9 protein-coding genes and 1 tRNA gene are annotated in these 15,449 nt (G+C 64.9%); 9 read left to right on the top strand and 1 reads right to left on the bottom strand.

The window, feature by feature from the left end; all coding sequences use genetic code 11:
• Positions 1-32 precede the first annotated feature (32 nt).
• The 6 genes from KIH81_RS06585 (at position 33) to KIH81_RS06560 (ending at position 5,898) form a co-directional block, all read left to right on the top strand.
• Positions 33-1,001 (top strand): thioredoxin domain-containing protein, encoded by a 969-nt coding sequence (locus tag KIH81_RS06585; protein WP_214304619.1) that lies wholly within the window; start codon positions 33-35, stop codon positions 999-1,001.
• A 196-nt stretch (positions 1,002-1,197) separates the two neighbouring features.
• A tRNA-Thr gene (locus KIH81_RS06580) sits at positions 1,198-1,271 on the top strand.
• A 305-nt stretch (positions 1,272-1,576) separates the two neighbouring features.
• A complete protein-coding gene (locus tag KIH81_RS06575) occupies positions 1,577-3,136 on the top strand; it encodes an aggregation-promoting factor C-terminal-like domain-containing protein (RefSeq protein ID WP_214304618.1) in 1,560 nt (519 codons plus the stop codon).
• Positions 3,137-3,241: 105 nt separating this feature from the next.
• Complete coding sequence (gene rsmA / locus KIH81_RS06570; RefSeq protein ID WP_214304617.1) at positions 3,242-4,204, top strand: 16S rRNA (adenine(1518)-N(6)/adenine(1519)-N(6))-dimethyltransferase RsmA; 963 nt, start codon at positions 3,242-3,244, stop codon at positions 4,202-4,204.
• The gene (locus KIH81_RS06565) at positions 4,204-5,181 is read left to right on the top strand and encodes a 4-(cytidine 5'-diphospho)-2-C-methyl-D-erythritol kinase (RefSeq protein ID WP_214304635.1); all 978 of its coding nucleotides are present in this window, start codon (positions 4,204-4,206) and stop codon (positions 5,179-5,181) included. The genes rsmA and KIH81_RS06565 overlap by 1 nt, the downstream gene beginning before the upstream one ends.
• 45 nt (positions 5,182-5,226) lie before the next feature.
• Positions 5,227-5,898: a LytR C-terminal domain-containing protein gene (locus KIH81_RS06560; RefSeq protein WP_214304616.1), complete on the top strand. Its 672-nt coding sequence runs from the start codon at positions 5,227-5,229 to the stop codon at positions 5,896-5,898.
• 252 nt (positions 5,899-6,150) lie between these two features.
• On the opposite strand, the gene KIH81_RS06555 is transcribed toward KIH81_RS06560, so the two are convergent.
• Entirely contained in the window at positions 6,151-7,569 is a 1,419-nt protein-coding gene (locus KIH81_RS06555; RefSeq protein WP_214304615.1) for a CCA tRNA nucleotidyltransferase, read from the bottom strand.
• An 87-nt stretch (positions 7,570-7,656) separates the two neighbouring features.
• On the opposite strand from KIH81_RS06555, the gene KIH81_RS12185 reads away from it, so the two are divergent.
• The 3 genes from KIH81_RS12185 (at position 7,657) to murJ (ending at position 15,382) form a co-directional block, all read left to right on the top strand.
• A complete protein-coding gene (locus KIH81_RS12185; RefSeq protein WP_214304614.1) occupies positions 7,657-8,994 on the top strand; it encodes an NUDIX hydrolase in 1,338 nt (445 codons plus the stop codon).
• Between the two features lie 65 nt (positions 8,995-9,059).
• On the top strand, positions 9,060-11,354 hold the full coding sequence (locus KIH81_RS06545) for a DUF6049 family protein (protein ID WP_420829135.1): 2,295 nt from the start codon (positions 9,060-9,062) through the stop codon (positions 11,352-11,354).
• Positions 11,351-15,382, top strand: a complete 4,032-nt coding sequence (gene murJ / locus KIH81_RS12065) for a murein biosynthesis integral membrane protein MurJ (RefSeq protein WP_236029358.1) — start codon at positions 11,351-11,353, stop codon at positions 15,380-15,382. Before KIH81_RS06545 ends, murJ begins: the two co-directional genes overlap by 4 nt.
• Positions 15,383-15,449: the final 67 nt, after the last annotated feature.

The following is a 15,449-nucleotide window of genomic DNA, read 5'->3' as shown; positions in this document are numbered from 1 at the left end:
CCATCCATTGAACTGTTTTCAGGGGGAGATTCATGGCAGATCCAAAGCGTCAGGCCAAGCGCGTCACGCGCGCCGAGCGCCGTGCGGCAGAGGAGGCGGCCCAGAAGGCCCAGGCCGAACGTGCGGCCAAGGAGCGCAAGCAGCAGACCATCATCGGATGCATCGTGGTGGCCATCATCGTGGTGCTGGTGGCCATCGGCGGATTCGCGGTGTACAAGGCCACGCATTCCAGCAGCAGCAGCCAGACCACCGCCTCGGATGTGAACGAGGCCTACAAGACGCTGCAGTCCGTGAAGACCAAGCCCGCCAACGCCGACGACAAGGCCGGCTTCACCATCTCCAGCAAGGGCTACGGCAAGTCCGTGGACGGCGCCCCTACCGTGGGTATTTATATGGAGCCGTTGTGCCCGGGCTGCGCGGCCGTGAACCGGCAGCTCGACCCCACGCTCGTCAAGCTCATGGACGCGGGCCAGCTCAATCTGGAGCTGCATTTCCTGAACTTCCAGGACAACAAGAGCTCGGACAACTACTCCAACCGTGCCTTCAACGGCGCCATTTACATCGCCGAGCATGACAGCGACCCGAACCACCTCATGAACTACCTGTCCAACATCTACGCCGAGGACTTTCAGCCCGGCGAGCTGACCAACTACGTGCCGGTGGACAACAGCAAGCTTGAGGAGCAGGCCGTCAAGGCCGGGGTCAGCAAGGACGTGGCGGCCGCGGCGTTCAGCGGCAAGAACGAGTATGTGGACTGGCTCACCGCCTCGAACAACTACACGATCCAGCGCCCGGAGCTCTTCTCCTCGTCCGGCAGCTTCTCCTCCCCCACGCTCACCATCAACGGCGAGTACTGGGCCCTCAACAACGTCTCCCTGGCCGGTCTCGACCTGAAGGACGGCTTCCTCAAGGCCATCGGACTGGACTCCGATCAGGTGGGCGTGGAAGGCAAGATGCCCTCGATCGGCTCCAGCAAGAAGCCCATCGACATCACGGCCTGATAATCGGCCCGATCCCCGTGCGGGGCAACGGGGGCATACGTAAGGGAAGTCGCGGTTCGTCCGCGGCTTCCCTTTTTTGCTCTCTGTTCAACCAAGATCGACATGAAACCGAGGTGACAGGCGACACAGCGGCCGCGCATTCGGGGACTGCTGGTATGCTATTCATTTGTTCCGAACGATTGATGTTCGGTAACACGCCTCTTTAGCTCAGATGGCCAGAGCGGCCGCCTTGTAAGCGGCAGGTCGTCGGTTCGATCCCGACAAGAGGCTCGTCGCGTGGGAAAAAAGCGTATCATGGATATGCGCGGTTTTTCCGGCGCACTGAATTCTTGCCTTGGGTAAGTAATCCAGGAGCCTTCCCCCAACTATGGGCTTCCTGGACTTAAGGGCGGAGCGTCCCCCAACCAGCTCCGCGCCTTCAAGGGGGCGGGAACATCCCCTTCTCTCCCGCCCCCCTTTCTTCTTTTTCTGCGCAACCGGGCAGGAATGGTGACGGTGAGGAGCGCAACGGGCGGCGCGGCCGGGGCAACCATTACGATGGTGGGCGTAAGTCTTCGTACAACGGAAAGGGAACCATGGCACGGCGTTGGACCCCGCAGCGGTTTGTTGCACTGCGTCGCATCCGCGTGATCGCCAGCGTTCTATCGCTCAGTCTGGCCATGGGCGGCACGTTCGCCTTCACCGCCCGCAAATCCGTGGCCTTGAACGTCAACGGCGAGACCACGCAGGTCACCACCTACGCCATGACCGCCACCCGTCTGTTGCAGGAGCAGGGCATCGACGTCAAAACCCACGACATCGTGCAGACCTCCTCGGGCAATACGCTCGCCGACCATGCCGTGGTCACCGTGCGTTCCGCCTACCAGACCACCATCAACATCGATGGCGTCTCCGTGCCGTTCTGGACCGTGGCCACCAGCGCCGAACAGCTGCTGGGCTTCTTCGAGGAGAACGAGACCAACGCCACCAAGATTACGGTGGACATCGACAACGTATACAACCAGCTCACCGGCGGACTGGTAATCAACAGGAAGGGCCCGGTCACCGTCATCGCGGACGGCAAAAGCTCGGTGGCCCCGAACGGCAAGCTCCCGGCCGCATCCATCCTCGATTCCAAGGGCATCGTGCTGGGCAAGGAGGATCGCGTCAGCGTCGAGAAGGACGGCGACAAGACCATCCTGCGCGTGCGCCGCGTGACCCATGGCGAGGAGACGCGCACCGTGACGATTCCGTTCTCCACCCGCACGATCGTGGATAATTCGCTGGCCGCCGGACAGACGGAAGTGCGCCAGCAGGGCGTCAACGGCGAGAAGACGCAGGTGTACGACGTCACGTACGTGGACGGCGAGGCCGAATCGGAGACGCTGAAGTCCGAAACCGTGACCAAGATGGCCGTCGACCAGATCATCGCCGTGGGCCCGTCCGCCACCGTCAACAAGAACGATTCCAGCACGACCAACGGCAGCGGCAGTTCGTCCGCGAACGGTTCCGCAAACGACTCGACGTCCGGCGATTCCGGTTCCGGCAGCGAGGGCAGCGGCTCCACCGACAACGGCGGCAACGCCGACAACGGAAACAGCTCCGGTAACGGAAACGGCAACACCGGCGGAGGCAACGGCACCGGAGACAATTCCGGTAGCAATACGGACAATAACGGCACCGATAACAACGGTAACGCCAATAACGGCGGCACCAGCAACGATTCCGGTTCCGACAACAACGGCAGCGCCGACGACGATTCGGGCAACAGCGGAGGCAACACCACCCCCGATCCGACGCCCACGCCCTCCCCGGACAACGGCTCCTCCTCCGGCCGACTCTGGCATCCGACCCCGGCGCAAGCCCAGGCCTATGCGGCAGGAGCGGCGGCCCAGCGCGGCTGGACCGGCAACGAATGGGATTGCCTGGTCAAGCTGTGGACGCGCGAGTCAAGCTGGCTGTGGTACGCCGAGAACGCCTCCTCCGGCGCGTACGGCATCCCGCAGGCCCTGCCGGCCGACAAGATGGCCACGTTCGGCGCCAACTACCGTGACGACGCCGCCGTGCAGATCGACTGGGGACTGGCGTACATCGCCGAGCGGTACGGCAGCCCGTCGGTGGCCTGGCAGCATTCCGAAGACGTCGGCTGGTACTGACCGCCGGACGATAACCGAAACGGCGACGACCAATCGCATCGGGCGCAACCACAACACAGCATCGCCGGAACACCACGGCAACCACCAAGGCATAAGGGACAGCGTATGAACAACGAAACCACCACCGCGCAGACCGGACAGGACGCCGGCAACCAGCCGGCCGGGCACCTGTTGGGCGCGGCCGACATCCGCCGCATCGCGGCCGAAGCCGGCGTGAGCCCCACCAAGAAGTTCGGGCAGAACTTCGTGATCGACCCGGGCACGGTCCGTCGCATCGTCCGCGAGGCGGGCGTGACCGCCAATGATCACGTCATGGAGGTGGGTCCTGGCCTCGGCTCGCTGACCTTGGCGATCCTGGAAACCGGCGCTTCGATGACCGCGGTGGAGATCGACCCGCCGCTGGCCGAACGCCTGCCGGACACCGTGGCCGAGTTCATGCCCGAGGCTTCCGGTCGTCTGGCCGTGGTCAACCGGGACGCCCTGACCGTGACGCCCGAGAACGTGCCGGATTTCAACGATGACCAATCGTTCACGCTGGTGGCCAACCTGCCGTACAACGTGGCCACGCCGATTCTGCTCACCCTGCTGGAGCGGTTCGATAACCTCGGCTCGTTCCTGGTGATGGTGCAGAAGGAGGTGGCCGACCGCCTGTCCGCCAAACCCGGCTCCAAGATCTACGGCACGCCGAGCGTGAAGCTCGCCTGGTACGGCACCGCCGAGCGCGTGGGCACGATCGGCCGCAACGTGTTCTGGCCGGCCCCGAACGTGGATTCCGCGCTGGTGAAGTTCACCCGTTATGCCGCGGACGATGCCTCGGCCCCCGGTACCGGTCCGGATGCGGCCCCGCGCGAGCTCACGTTCCAGCTCATCGATGCCGCGTTCGGCCAGCGCCGCAAGACGCTGCACGCCGCATTGAAGCATATGGTGCCCGCCGAGGTGTTCGAGGCCGCCGGCATCGACGCCACGCGGCGCGGCGAGACCCTGACCATCGACGAGTTCGCCGCATTGGCCAAGGCGCTGGACCAGTACAACGGCCGATCCCAGGCGACGCAGGGCGGGGCGGCATGATGAGCCCGGTACTGACCCGTCCGCGTGCGACGCAGCATCGCGCGGCACAGCATCTCACCAAGGACGAACTGGCGCAGACTCCGGCCGGCGCGATGACGGTGAGCGTCGATTGCCCGGCCAAGACGAACCTCACGCTTGAAGTGGGGCCCACGCATGACGAGTGGGGCGGCAGGCATGCCCTGGACACCGTGTACTGCGCGGTGGGCGTGTACGACACGGTGACCGCCACCGCCAAGTATCCGGGCGCGGGATTCTCGCTGGACATCGAGGGCACGCATCTGGGCGATCTGGCCGCATCCAGCAGTGATATGCGCCGCAATCACGCGGTCTTGGCCCTGTTCGCCATGGCCGAGGCCGCCGGACGGGATCCGGATGTGGCGTTGACCATCACCAAGCGCATTCCCGTGGGGGCCGGTCTCGGCGGCGGTTCGGCGGATGCCGCGGCCACGCTGCTGGCCGTCAACCGACTGTGGGATCTCGATTGGCCCGTCGACCGGCTGCGTGCGATCGCCGCCACGTTGGGCGCGGATATGCCGTTCTGCGTGGCCGGCGGATTCGCTCACGGCACCGGATACGGCGAACGCATCGAGGACATCACGCCGGACAGCCCGCGGGGGCGCGAGCTTGCGGCCCAAGGCTTTGCCGGGGATGTGCTGGTGGGCGCCTATCAGTCGCAGCTGAGCACGCCCGAGGTGTACCGCACGTTCGATGCGGTGGGCGCCGGCGAGGGCGACCGGAATCATCTCCAGGCCGCCGCGATCAATCTGCATCCACGCAGTGGCCGGGCGGTCGACGCCGCGGCGCAGGCGGGCGCACGGCATGCGTTCGTGTCCGGATCGGGCCCGTCGGTGGTGGCGTTCGTGGATGGCGGGGCGGCCGCGCAGCGCGTGATCGACGCCTGGCGTGCGGACGGTCTGGTGGACCGCATCATCCGCGCCAAGGCACCAGCCAAACCGCTCGTGCGCGTCAGCCAGTGACGCTAAGGTAGCAACAAGCCATAGGACCCAGAAGGAAGTCGAACGATGACGCAACAGGTAGACGAACGTGAGGCTCGCAAGGCGTATGTACGCCACCGTCAGACCGTCGTATTCTCCATCACCGGCGCGGCGCTGGCGGTCATCATGGTCGTCTCGCTGCTGTTCAACTTCCATGTGTTCGGACTGGGCGCGTACGTGACGCCCACCACCGAGCCGAATTACGGCAACGCCGCCCCTTGCGCAGTCAAGGGCAAGGACGGCAAGGCCAAGTACGTGGCCAACGGCTCCGTGGGTATCCAGGTGCTCAACGGCACCGGTCATCTCGGATTCGCCTCGGCCGTGGGCAACGCGCTGACCAAGCGCGGCTTCAGCGTGCAGTTCATCGGCAACTACCAGGTCAAGAAGGGCAAGGTGATGGTGGCCAAGACGGACGTGGAACGCACCACCATCTACTTCGGCAAGAACGCCGTGAACGAGGCGTACACGCTGGCCGGCAACTTCACCGATGCCACGATGATCATGACGGCCCGTGAGGACCAGCTCATCGACGTGGTGCTCGGCGCCACCTTCACCGACCTGCAGGATACGAACGCCTCACCGCAGGAAGGCAAGGAAATCACCAGCATCGAAGGCTGCAAGGCCGCCGACAAGATGACCAACCTGCCGGCCGACACCGATCACACCGCCTACACGGCCCAGCAGACCCAGCAGCAGTAAATAAAATAGCAGTAAGTAACGGAATCGGCCTTTGGCCGATAGAGTATTCCGCGGTCTTATGACCACTTCTCTTCTCTCCCCCACCCGGCTTCGCCGGGAGCCCCCTCGTCAGAGGGGGCCGAGAACCTACACGTATACACCTTGCCTCCCTCTGACGAGGGAGGTGGCATCGCGAAGCGATGACGAAAGGAGAGAAGAACCGCAAGCATAAGCTTGCGGAATACTCTATCGGCCAAAGGCCGATTCCTCTTTTTATTGCGTCACCTCGGCGTACCAGCGCTTCAGTTCGGCCACGGCGACGTCGTGTTCCACCGGGCCGTTATCGAGACGATAGTCGAGCATGTGCTTGTAGGCCTTGCCCACCATGGGGCCGGGTTCCAGTCCCAGCAGCTCCATGATCTCGTTGCCGTCCACATCCGGGCGGATCGCGTCGAAGTCCTCCTTCTCCTTCAACGCGCGCACGCGCTCCTCCATCTCGTCCATCGCGTCGGAGAAGATCTGCGCCTTGCGCTTGTTCTGCGTGGTGGCGTCCGCGCGGGTGAGGCGGTTGAGGCGCTCGTACAGGTGGCCGGAGTCCTTGACGTAGCGGCGCACGGCCGAATCGGTCCACGGCTCGTCCACATATCCGTGGAAGCGCAGGTGCATGTTCACCAGTTCGGACACGTCCTCCACGATGTGATGGTCGAATCGCAGCGCCTTCAGACGCTTGCGGGTCATCTTGGCGCCCACCGCGTCGTGATGGTGGAAGCTCACCTTGCCGCCCGGCTCGAACCGGCGGGTCTTCGGCTTGCCGATGTCGTGCATCACGGCCGCCAGACGTAGCGTCAGGTCGGGGGCCGGCACCGGGCCGTCCGGGCCGGTTTCCAGCGCGATCGCGCGCTCCAGCACGATCATTGTGTGCTCGAACACATCCTTGTGACGGTGGTGCTCATCGATCTGCAGCTGCAGGGCCGGAATCTCGGGGAAGACGATGTCCGCGAGGCCGGATTCCACCAGCGCTTCAAGGCCGGCGCGCGGCCGGTCGGACAGCAGCAGCTTGGTCAGTTCGTCGCGCACGCGCTCGGCGGAGACGATCTCGATGCGGTCGCGCATGGAGGTGATGGCCTCGGCCGCGTCCGGCGCGATATGGAAACCGAGCTGGGCCACGAACCGCACGGCGCGCATCATACGCAGCGGATCGTCATCGAAGGACTGACGCGGATCCACCGGCGTACGCAGCACGCCCTTGGCGAGGTCGCTCGCACCGCCGAACGGATCCACGAACTCCAGTTCCGGCACACGCAGCGCCATCGCGTTCACCGTGAAATCACGACGGGAGAGGTCGCCTTCAAGCGTGTCACCGTAGTTGACCTCCGGCTTGCGGGAGTCGGGATCATAGGTGTCCGAACGGTAGGTGGTCACCTCCACCTTGACTTCGGTGCCGTCCGGGCGGCGACGCATGGCACCCAACGTGCCGAACTTGCGGCCCATGTCCCAGAAGCCGTCGTGCCCCCAGCGGCGCAGGATCGGCTCGAACTGTTCGGGCCGGGCAGACGAGCAGAAGTCGAGGTCGTGGCTGGGCCGGTGCAGCAGCAGGTCCCTGACCGGTCCGCCGACCAACGCCAGCTCATAGCCTTGCTCGGCGAACATTCGACCAAGTTCGATGGCTTCGGGCCACACTTCGAAATCCAATGGGCACTCTCCCGCATATCACGTTTTTTCTGCCCTACCAGCATACCGTTACCCCACCTGCACACGGGGTTGAGTATGGTGGAGAATATGATTACGCCCGCCGACCTTGCCCGCATGCTGCGGCAAACACCAGATTCGGCGGACAACCGTACCCAAGACCAGCTGCTGTATACGTCCGAAACTCCGCGTCATTCCGCCGATTCCGCCGCCGATGCACACGATGGCGCCCCGGCTTCCGCCGCGCAATCGTCCAGCGCCGAATCGGATGACGCCGATGCTCCGGCGGCCGCGGCTCCCGTTTCCGCCGTCCGCTCGGACGCCCGAAACGACAGGCCGTCCGCATCGCGGTCATCTTCCGATTCATTTGTGGACAGCTCCCCCGCAGCGGCGTCGCCACGCCCGCAGGCCCCGGTGATGCCCACGCCGGCGACCGTGTTCGGCATGCGTGCGATGGTGACCATCGCCACCGCCAACGGCACCATCGCCGGCCAGTCCGACGGCATCGTGGCGGAGGCCGGCGCCGAGGCCATCGTGGCCCCGCATGCCGCCGATTCGGCCGTGGTCGTGTCCGATTCCGTCGAGAACCCGATTGCCGCCGCTGGACTGCCGGTGCCGCCCGAATCACCGGAATTGCCTGAATCGCAGGCCCCCGCGGCAGCGGAACAGGCCGAACCCAGCGGCCCTACACCGGCCAGCGTGTTCGGCCGGCGCGGGCAGAACACGCGCGGCTCTCACCCCGGACAGAACGGCCATAACAACGGGCAGAACGGCGGCCGCAGAGGCAATCGCAAAGGCACCAATCCGGCGGCACGCATCGCCGCTGCGGCAGCGGCCGCACGATTGGCCGGCGCCTCGCAAGGCACGGGGACCGCGGTCCCCGCTCCGGCCCAGCCTTCGGTTCCCAGCGGCCCCACACCGGCCATGATGCCGCAGCGCCGCACCTCCGACGGCCCCACCACGTTCGCGTCCCTGGATGCTCAGGAATTGCCAGTGGTGCGCGAATATTCGGCCGGCGGACTGATCTTCGACGACCAGAACCGTGTGGCCATCATCGCCCGTCACTCCCGGTCCGGGCATCTCGAATGGTGTCTGCCCAAGGGCCATATCGAAAAGGGTGAGACCCCGCAGCAGACCGCCGTGCGCGAGGTGCACGAGGAGACCGGCATCCTGGGCGAGGTCATCGACTCCATCGCCACCATCGATTACTGGTTCACCGGCACCACGCAGCGTGTGCACAAACTGGTGCATCATTTCGCCTTGCGTCAGACCGGCGGCGAACTGACCGTGGAGGGCGATCCGGATCATGAGGCGGAGGACGCCATCTGGGTGCGGTTCGACGATTTGGACGACGTGCTGAGTTACCCGAACGAACGGAAAATCGCATGGTTGTACGCCAGGAAGAAGAACAGGCAGGCAAACGAGTGAATCTACCCGCAGTATTCCGCCGTCACGGGCTCCTCGCGCGCGTGCTGATCACGATGCTGACCCTGGTGGCGCTGGTGGTGGCCCCGCTTTCCCCCGTGTCTGCCTGGGCGGAGGGAACGGACGATCAGAACGGGTCCAGCGCGACCGCCGACGCCGGCGACACCAATAATGATGCCGGCGATGGTACCGATGCCGACAACGGCGACCGTCCCAAGCAATCCCTGACCATCGAGCAGAGCACCGCCGTGGTCACCGATACGTCCGGCTTCCATCTCAAGGTGATGGTGGCCAACAACAGCGACAAGCCCACGGCGTCCGGCACGCTGGAAGTCAGCACCAATGCGCTGCTCACCTTCATCTCCCGCGCGGACATCCAGTCCTGGGCGGAAGGCACCGCGCCGATCCCCACGCCGAACGAGATCGGGCACGTCACCGTGCCGGCGATCCCGGCCGGTGGCACCGTGACGGTGAACCTGGACGTGGCATCGGACCGGCCCGCCCTGCAGGTCATCGAGACATGGGGCCCGAAGCCGCTCCTTCTGTCGTACATCGTCAACGACCAAATATTGGTCAATCTGACTAGTTTTTTGACCCGCTCGCCGGACGGGCTCAACACCGCGCAGACGCCGGCCATGGGTTTGACGGTGGCCATGCCGCTGACCTCGGATAACTGGCAGGTCAACGCCACCGCCGTCAACAATCTCGTCACGGACAATACCGGCACCGGCGATGCCAAGCAGGGCGCGGCCACCAGCAGCGGCAAGCCCGGCACCATCACCAACGGCAAGGGCGAGAACAAGGACGAGAAAGACACAGGCACCGGCGACAGCAACGCCAGCGGCCAGCTCATCACCCTGTCCGAACAGGACGAGACGGCCGCCCAGGCACTGGCCCAGGCACTGAACCGCCATCGCAAACTGCAGGTGGTGGCCGATCCGGTGTATCTCAAGGCCTCGGATATCGACCCGGACGTGGACGGCGTGATGCAGCCCGCCGACTTCGACATCACCACGTACTCCGCGCTGGACAGCGGCAAGTCGTACGCCAAGGCCGGCGTCACGGACGACCAGTGGAGCGCGGACCAGTCGCAGACGCTGTACGCCGACGAGGAGGGCGAGGACATGCAGTCCGCCGCCAAGACCAGCACGTATGCCTGGCAGGGCAATGCCGGCTGGTCGCTGGATGCCCTGACCAAAGCCAGCGAACAGGGGTACTCCACGGTGATCGCGGACGCCTCGTTCGACAGCGAACAGTCGGACACCGTGCATACCGGCACCTACGTGGTGAACACGGACGCCGGCGACGTGACCGTGCTCAAGGAGCAGGCGGAACTCGGCAAACTGGCCCAGGGCCAGCCCACCAGCAAGGACGCGAACGGCGAGGCCAGCGACGCCGGCCGTCTCGCACGCCTGCTCGCCCAGAGCGCGTTCTACCAGATGGAGCAGCCCTACACGTCCCGCAACCTGCTCATGACCTTCTCCCGCGACAGCTCCGCGGTCTGGATCGATCAGGTGATGGGTGCCCTCGAACAGGCCTCCTGGCTCAATCTCACGGATCTGGAGACCATGGCCAAGGCCGAGCCGTACAGCGTGAGCGACACGGTGAATCTCGACGATTCGGGCAAGTCCCAGGTGTCCGCAGCCCGCACGGCGTTGAAGCAGCTGGCCGGCAGCCGCCAGGACATCATGCGTCTGGCCGGTGCCGTGCTCAAGCACAGCGTGGATTCCGACGACGTCTCCTCGGTGGTGGATATCAGCGCGCTCGATCCGCAGGCGCTGGCCCGGCAGGACGCCGCGGCCACGGCCGCCAGCAACGGCGACCCGACCTCATGGGTGGCCTCGCTGCTCGCTGCGCATGACAGCATGGCCCTGCGCGCGCTGTCCGGTTCGCAGCAGACGGACACCGGTCAGCGCATGACCGTCGCCACCCGCGCGTTGGCGGATACCCTGCTCGGCAAGGTCTCCATCACGCCTTCGGAATCCGTGTCGGTGTTCAGCGAATCCGCGAAGATGCCGGTGACCGTGAGCAACAAACTGCCGTATGCGGTGAGCGTCAGGGTCAATTCGATCACCGATTCCATGCAGATCGTGACCTCGCGCACCACGGACATCGAAATTCCGGCGAACGGCGAGGCCCAGGTCTCGTTCACCATCCGAGTCTCCACTTCAGGCTCCACCGTCGCCCATGTCTCGCTGGCGGATCGTAACGGCCAGGCGTTCGGCAACGTGCAGAACACCGCCATCACCAGCGTGATGCGCATCAGCGACATGAGCGGCTTCATCATCATCGGCTTCGCGGTGCTGCTGGGCATCGTGGGTCTGTGGCGTCAGTTCAACCGTAAGAAGGATCCCGACGAATGAGTTCGACCGTTGGCCGTAATTCCCTGATCATGGCGTCCGGAACCGCGGCCTCCCGCGTGACCGGTCAGCTCCGTACGATTCTCCTGGCCGCCGCGATCGGCACCACCGGACTTGCGGCCAACGCCTATCAGGCGGGATCGATGATTCCGCAATCCGTGTTCACGCTGGTCTCGGGTGGCATTTTCAACGCCGTGCTGGTGCCGCAGATCGTGCGCACGATGAAGGAGAAGGACGCCCAGGAGCGTCTGAACCGACTCATCACGCTGGCCATCGGTCTGCTGCTGGCGATGACCCTGATCATGGCCGCCGCCGCTCCCCTGCTCGCCCGACTGTACGTGGGCAGCAACGACCATCAGATGATGGCGCTGACCACCGCGTTCACGCTGTGGTGCATGCCGCAGGTGTTCTTCTACGGCCTGTATACGGTGTTGGGGCAGATCCTGGCCGCACGAGACCATTTCGTCACCTATGCGTGGAGCTCCACGGGTGCGAACGTGATCAGCTGCGCCGGCTTCACGGCGTTCATCCTGCTGTTCGGCAAGGCCAACGAGCAGCCACTCGACTTCTGGACGGCGGACAAGATCGCGCTGACCGCCGGCACCTGGACGCTGGGCGTGGCGTTCCAAGCGCTGATCCTGTTCCTGCCGCTGGCGCGTATCGGCTTCAAATACCGGCCAAGTTTCGGCCTGACCGGCTTCGGCCTTAAGGCCATGGGCCCGGTGGCGCTGGGCTCACTCGGCGTGGTCATCACCAGCGAGATTTCGGGCATCGTGCTGACCCGCGTGGCCACGCTGGCCCCGCAGCGCGCTCATGAACTGACCGGCGCGAGCCTGTTTGACATCGCCGGTAACGCCACCTACCAGAACGCCTACACGTTGTTCGTGCTGCCGTATTCACTGCTCGCCGTATCCGTGTCCACGGCGATGTTCCCGAAGATCTCCCGGTCCGTGGCCGCGCATGATCTCGACGAGGCCCGGCATGACCTGGGCAGCGCGCTGAACAACGTGGGACTGCTCATCATGTTCTTCGCGGCCGCGATGATCGTGTTCCCCGAACCGATCATCCGCGCGCTGCTGCCCTCGGTCTCGATGGACGAGACCATGCTCATCTCCTATGCGTTGATAGCATTGTCTGTTGGGATTCCTGCATGCTCAGCCTTTCTGCTCATTCAGCGTACGTTCTACGCATTCGAAGACGGCTTGCATCCATTCCTATCAGCGCTCATACAGTACGGATCCGTTTCCGCTCTTATCGTCGCCGGCACGCTGATCCTGCCACCCGAGCACTGGGTCACCGGCATCGCCTGCTCCGTCACCCTCGCGGCATTCCTTGCGATGCCGCCCACGATCATCATGCTGCGCAAACGGTTCGACGGCAGTCTCGGCGGCCGGGCCATCATGCTCACGTACGGCAAGGCCACGCTCGCCGCGGTGGCAGGCGGACTGGTCACCTGGCTCATCAAGAAGCCAATCACCGCACTGTTCGGCGTGAGCATCCAGCCGACCGGCGGCCATATGGGATGGTTCGCCGCGCTCGGCATCTGCGTGGTGCTCACCATCGTGCTGGCGGTGGTGTACGTGGGTGTGCTGTGGGTGCTGCGCACGCCGGAACTGACCGGTGCGGCGCGGATGGTCGGTGCACGGCTCGGACTGGGCCGACGCCGCGGACCGCAGGCCACGCAGTCGCAGGATGTACAGTCGCAGGCACAGCAGCCCGCTCAGCCCGCGCAACCGCAGCCGCAGGATGCCGGGGCAGACCAAGCCGTCAATTCCCTTGCAAAGGACCAGCGGAACCCCGGCGACGAGAGCGAACCGGACGGTATTGCAGACGGTGTCTCAGACGATGCCGCAGACCGCTCCGCACAGGGCGCCTCCCCCGCCTGGCCGGCCGAGTCGATCCCCGCGCTCATCCCGTCCACATCATCCTCGGGAACCATTCGCCGGGCCATCCCGACGGATAGAATGTCAAAGACACTTTCGAAGAACATCACCAACAACCATACGGAGCCGGACGAGCTTATGAAACCGCATCTGGGAGATACCATTCTCAATCGATACACGCTGGTGTCCTCGTTGCGCGAGGAACCCGGCATCGAGGCATGGAAGGCGAACGACCGCGTGCTGGCCAAGGACTGCCAGCTGTTCCTCGTCTCCAACAGCCAGGTGCTCACCGCCATCGACACCATCGCCGGCCGTATCGTGGCCACCAAACCGGAACGTCATACGCCGGTGCTCAAGTACCGCCTGCAGTCCGGCGTACTGCTGGCCGTGATGCCGTTGGACAACGGCCTGTCCGTCACCGATTACCTGACCGGCGCGGGCAACGTGCTCAGCCATGACGCCATGCGTTCCATTATCGGCGAGACGCTGCAGGGCATTCGTCCGATGCTGTCCGGCACGCCCATCAACGTGGCGATCACCACCGACACCGTGCGCGTGACCACCACCGGCGTGGAGATCGCGGACGGTCCGTTCACCCCGATGCTGGCCGATACGCTGGGACTCACCACGCCGCTGGAAAGCGCCGAGCAGCTGGCCATCCGTCAGCTTTCCGCGCTGCTGTACTCGCTGCTCACGCGCACGCCGAGCGAGACCGACCCCCACTTCGACCTGAATCAACTGCCGCAGGACGCTCCGGGCGAGTTCCGCGTGATCCTGAAGCGCGGCCTGAACCTCATCGAGGCCGATGATCCGACCCTGCCGATGGCTTCCTTGGTGGAGCTCGAGGCGCTGCTGGGCGACTGGAAGCCGCTGACCGAGCTGGGTGCGGAGGACATCGCCCTGCCGAACGTGAGCGGCGAATGCTCCATCGCCACCGCACCGCTGTGCCCGGTGGCCGAACCGGACATCAACCCCATTCCGGACGGTCTGGTGAGCAACCAGCAGCTGCCGACCCTGTCCATTGCCACCAGCACCCCCGCCATCGCCCTGCCGCCGAACCCGGCGCAGAAGAACGGTGACGCCGCCGGCGAAGGCGACGCGAACGACGGCCGCCGCCTGTTCGATTTCAACTTCTCCGACGCCTGGCAGAACGAGAATCTGTCCGGCGAGGATACCGGCGACTGGTACAACAGCTTCAATCCCGCCCCTACCACGGCCGTGGGCAACTCCCGGCTGACCGTGCCGATTCCCACCGGTTCGCTCAACCCCGAGCAGGCACCCGGCGAGACCACAAGCCGCATTCCGGTGTATGACGCAGCCGGCCGCGCGGTGGCCCCCGGCGAGGAGTCCCTGCGTGCGTTGGAGGAGGAGCAGGCCCGCATCGCGGAGATCGCCGCGATTCCGCCGAGCTTCGAGCCCAAGGATCCGCCGAAGCGTACGGAGGGCGATGAGCTGCCGAACGCGCATCTGTTCGGCAAGTTCAGCACCAAGGTCGTGGCCATCGTGGCTGCCGTGCTCGTGGTGATCGCCGCTACGGTCTGGGCCGTGGCCGCCTTCCGCAACAGCTCCGGCAACCCGTCCGACACCACCGGCAAGTCCGTGAGCGAGGGCGAGTGGCCCGAGTTCGACGAAAGCCAGGTTCCGTTCGGTGACGGCACCGGCGCCAGCGCCACGAAGGGCGAGAGCACCGATAGCAGCTCCTCGTCCGATTCCTCCTCGTCCAGCTCCGACAGCACCAAGAAGAAGAGCACGACGACCAAGAAGGCCACGAATGAAGACAAGGATTCGAAGGCCGTTCCCACGCCGAAGCATGTGAATAACACCGCGTACACCATCTCCAGCGCGAACTTCCTGTCCAATCCGGGCGGCCAGTCCGGCTATGCGTACTACATGCATCTCGATCAGGCGCATGACGTGTACCGCATGACGGTGACCATCCGCACCTCCGGCGGCAAGGGCTACATCCGCGCGAACACCACCGGCGACCCGACCCAGGGCGAGCAGGTGGCCGAGTTCACCTTCGCCGAGGGCGGTACCACCGAGATCAAGTTCACCAAGACGGTCAACACCCAGGACCTTATCCTCTGGGTCCCGGTCGATAGCATGCCCCAAAACCAGCTCTACATCGAAAAGGTCGAGGTCTTCTAACCTTCCTCTTTTCCCTCTTACCCAGGCCTGTGGAACCCAAATTCCACAGGCCTTTTTCGTATAGGAC

The organism is Bifidobacterium miconisargentati (assembly GCF_019331675.1).
Taxonomy (GTDB): Bacteria; Actinomycetota; Actinomycetes; order Actinomycetales; family Bifidobacteriaceae; genus Bifidobacterium; species Bifidobacterium miconisargentati.
This window is presented reverse-complemented; position numbering and strand designations above follow the sequence as displayed.

Excerpts from the sequence above, each read along its gene's own strand:
- KIH81_RS12185 (WP_214304614.1), top strand. The coding sequence starts at position 7,657 with ATGATTACGCCCGCCGACCTTGCCCGCATGCTGCGGCAAACACCAGAT.
- KIH81_RS06565 (WP_214304635.1), top strand. The coding sequence starts at position 4,204 with ATGAGCCCGGTACTGACCCGTCCGCGTGCGACGCAGCATCGCGCGGCA.
- KIH81_RS06560 (WP_214304616.1), top strand. The coding sequence starts at position 5,227 with ATGACGCAACAGGTAGACGAACGTGAGGCTCGCAAGGCGTATGTACGC.
- KIH81_RS06575 (WP_214304618.1), top strand. The coding sequence starts at position 1,577 with ATGGCACGGCGTTGGACCCCGCAGCGGTTTGTTGCACTGCGTCGCATC.
- KIH81_RS06585 (WP_214304619.1), top strand. The coding sequence starts at position 33 with ATGGCAGATCCAAAGCGTCAGGCCAAGCGCGTCACGCGCGCCGAGCGC.
- rsmA (WP_214304617.1), top strand. The coding sequence starts at position 3,242 with ATGAACAACGAAACCACCACCGCGCAGACCGGACAGGACGCCGGCAAC.
- murJ (WP_236029358.1), top strand. The coding sequence starts at position 11,351 with ATGAGTTCGACCGTTGGCCGTAATTCCCTGATCATGGCGTCCGGAACC.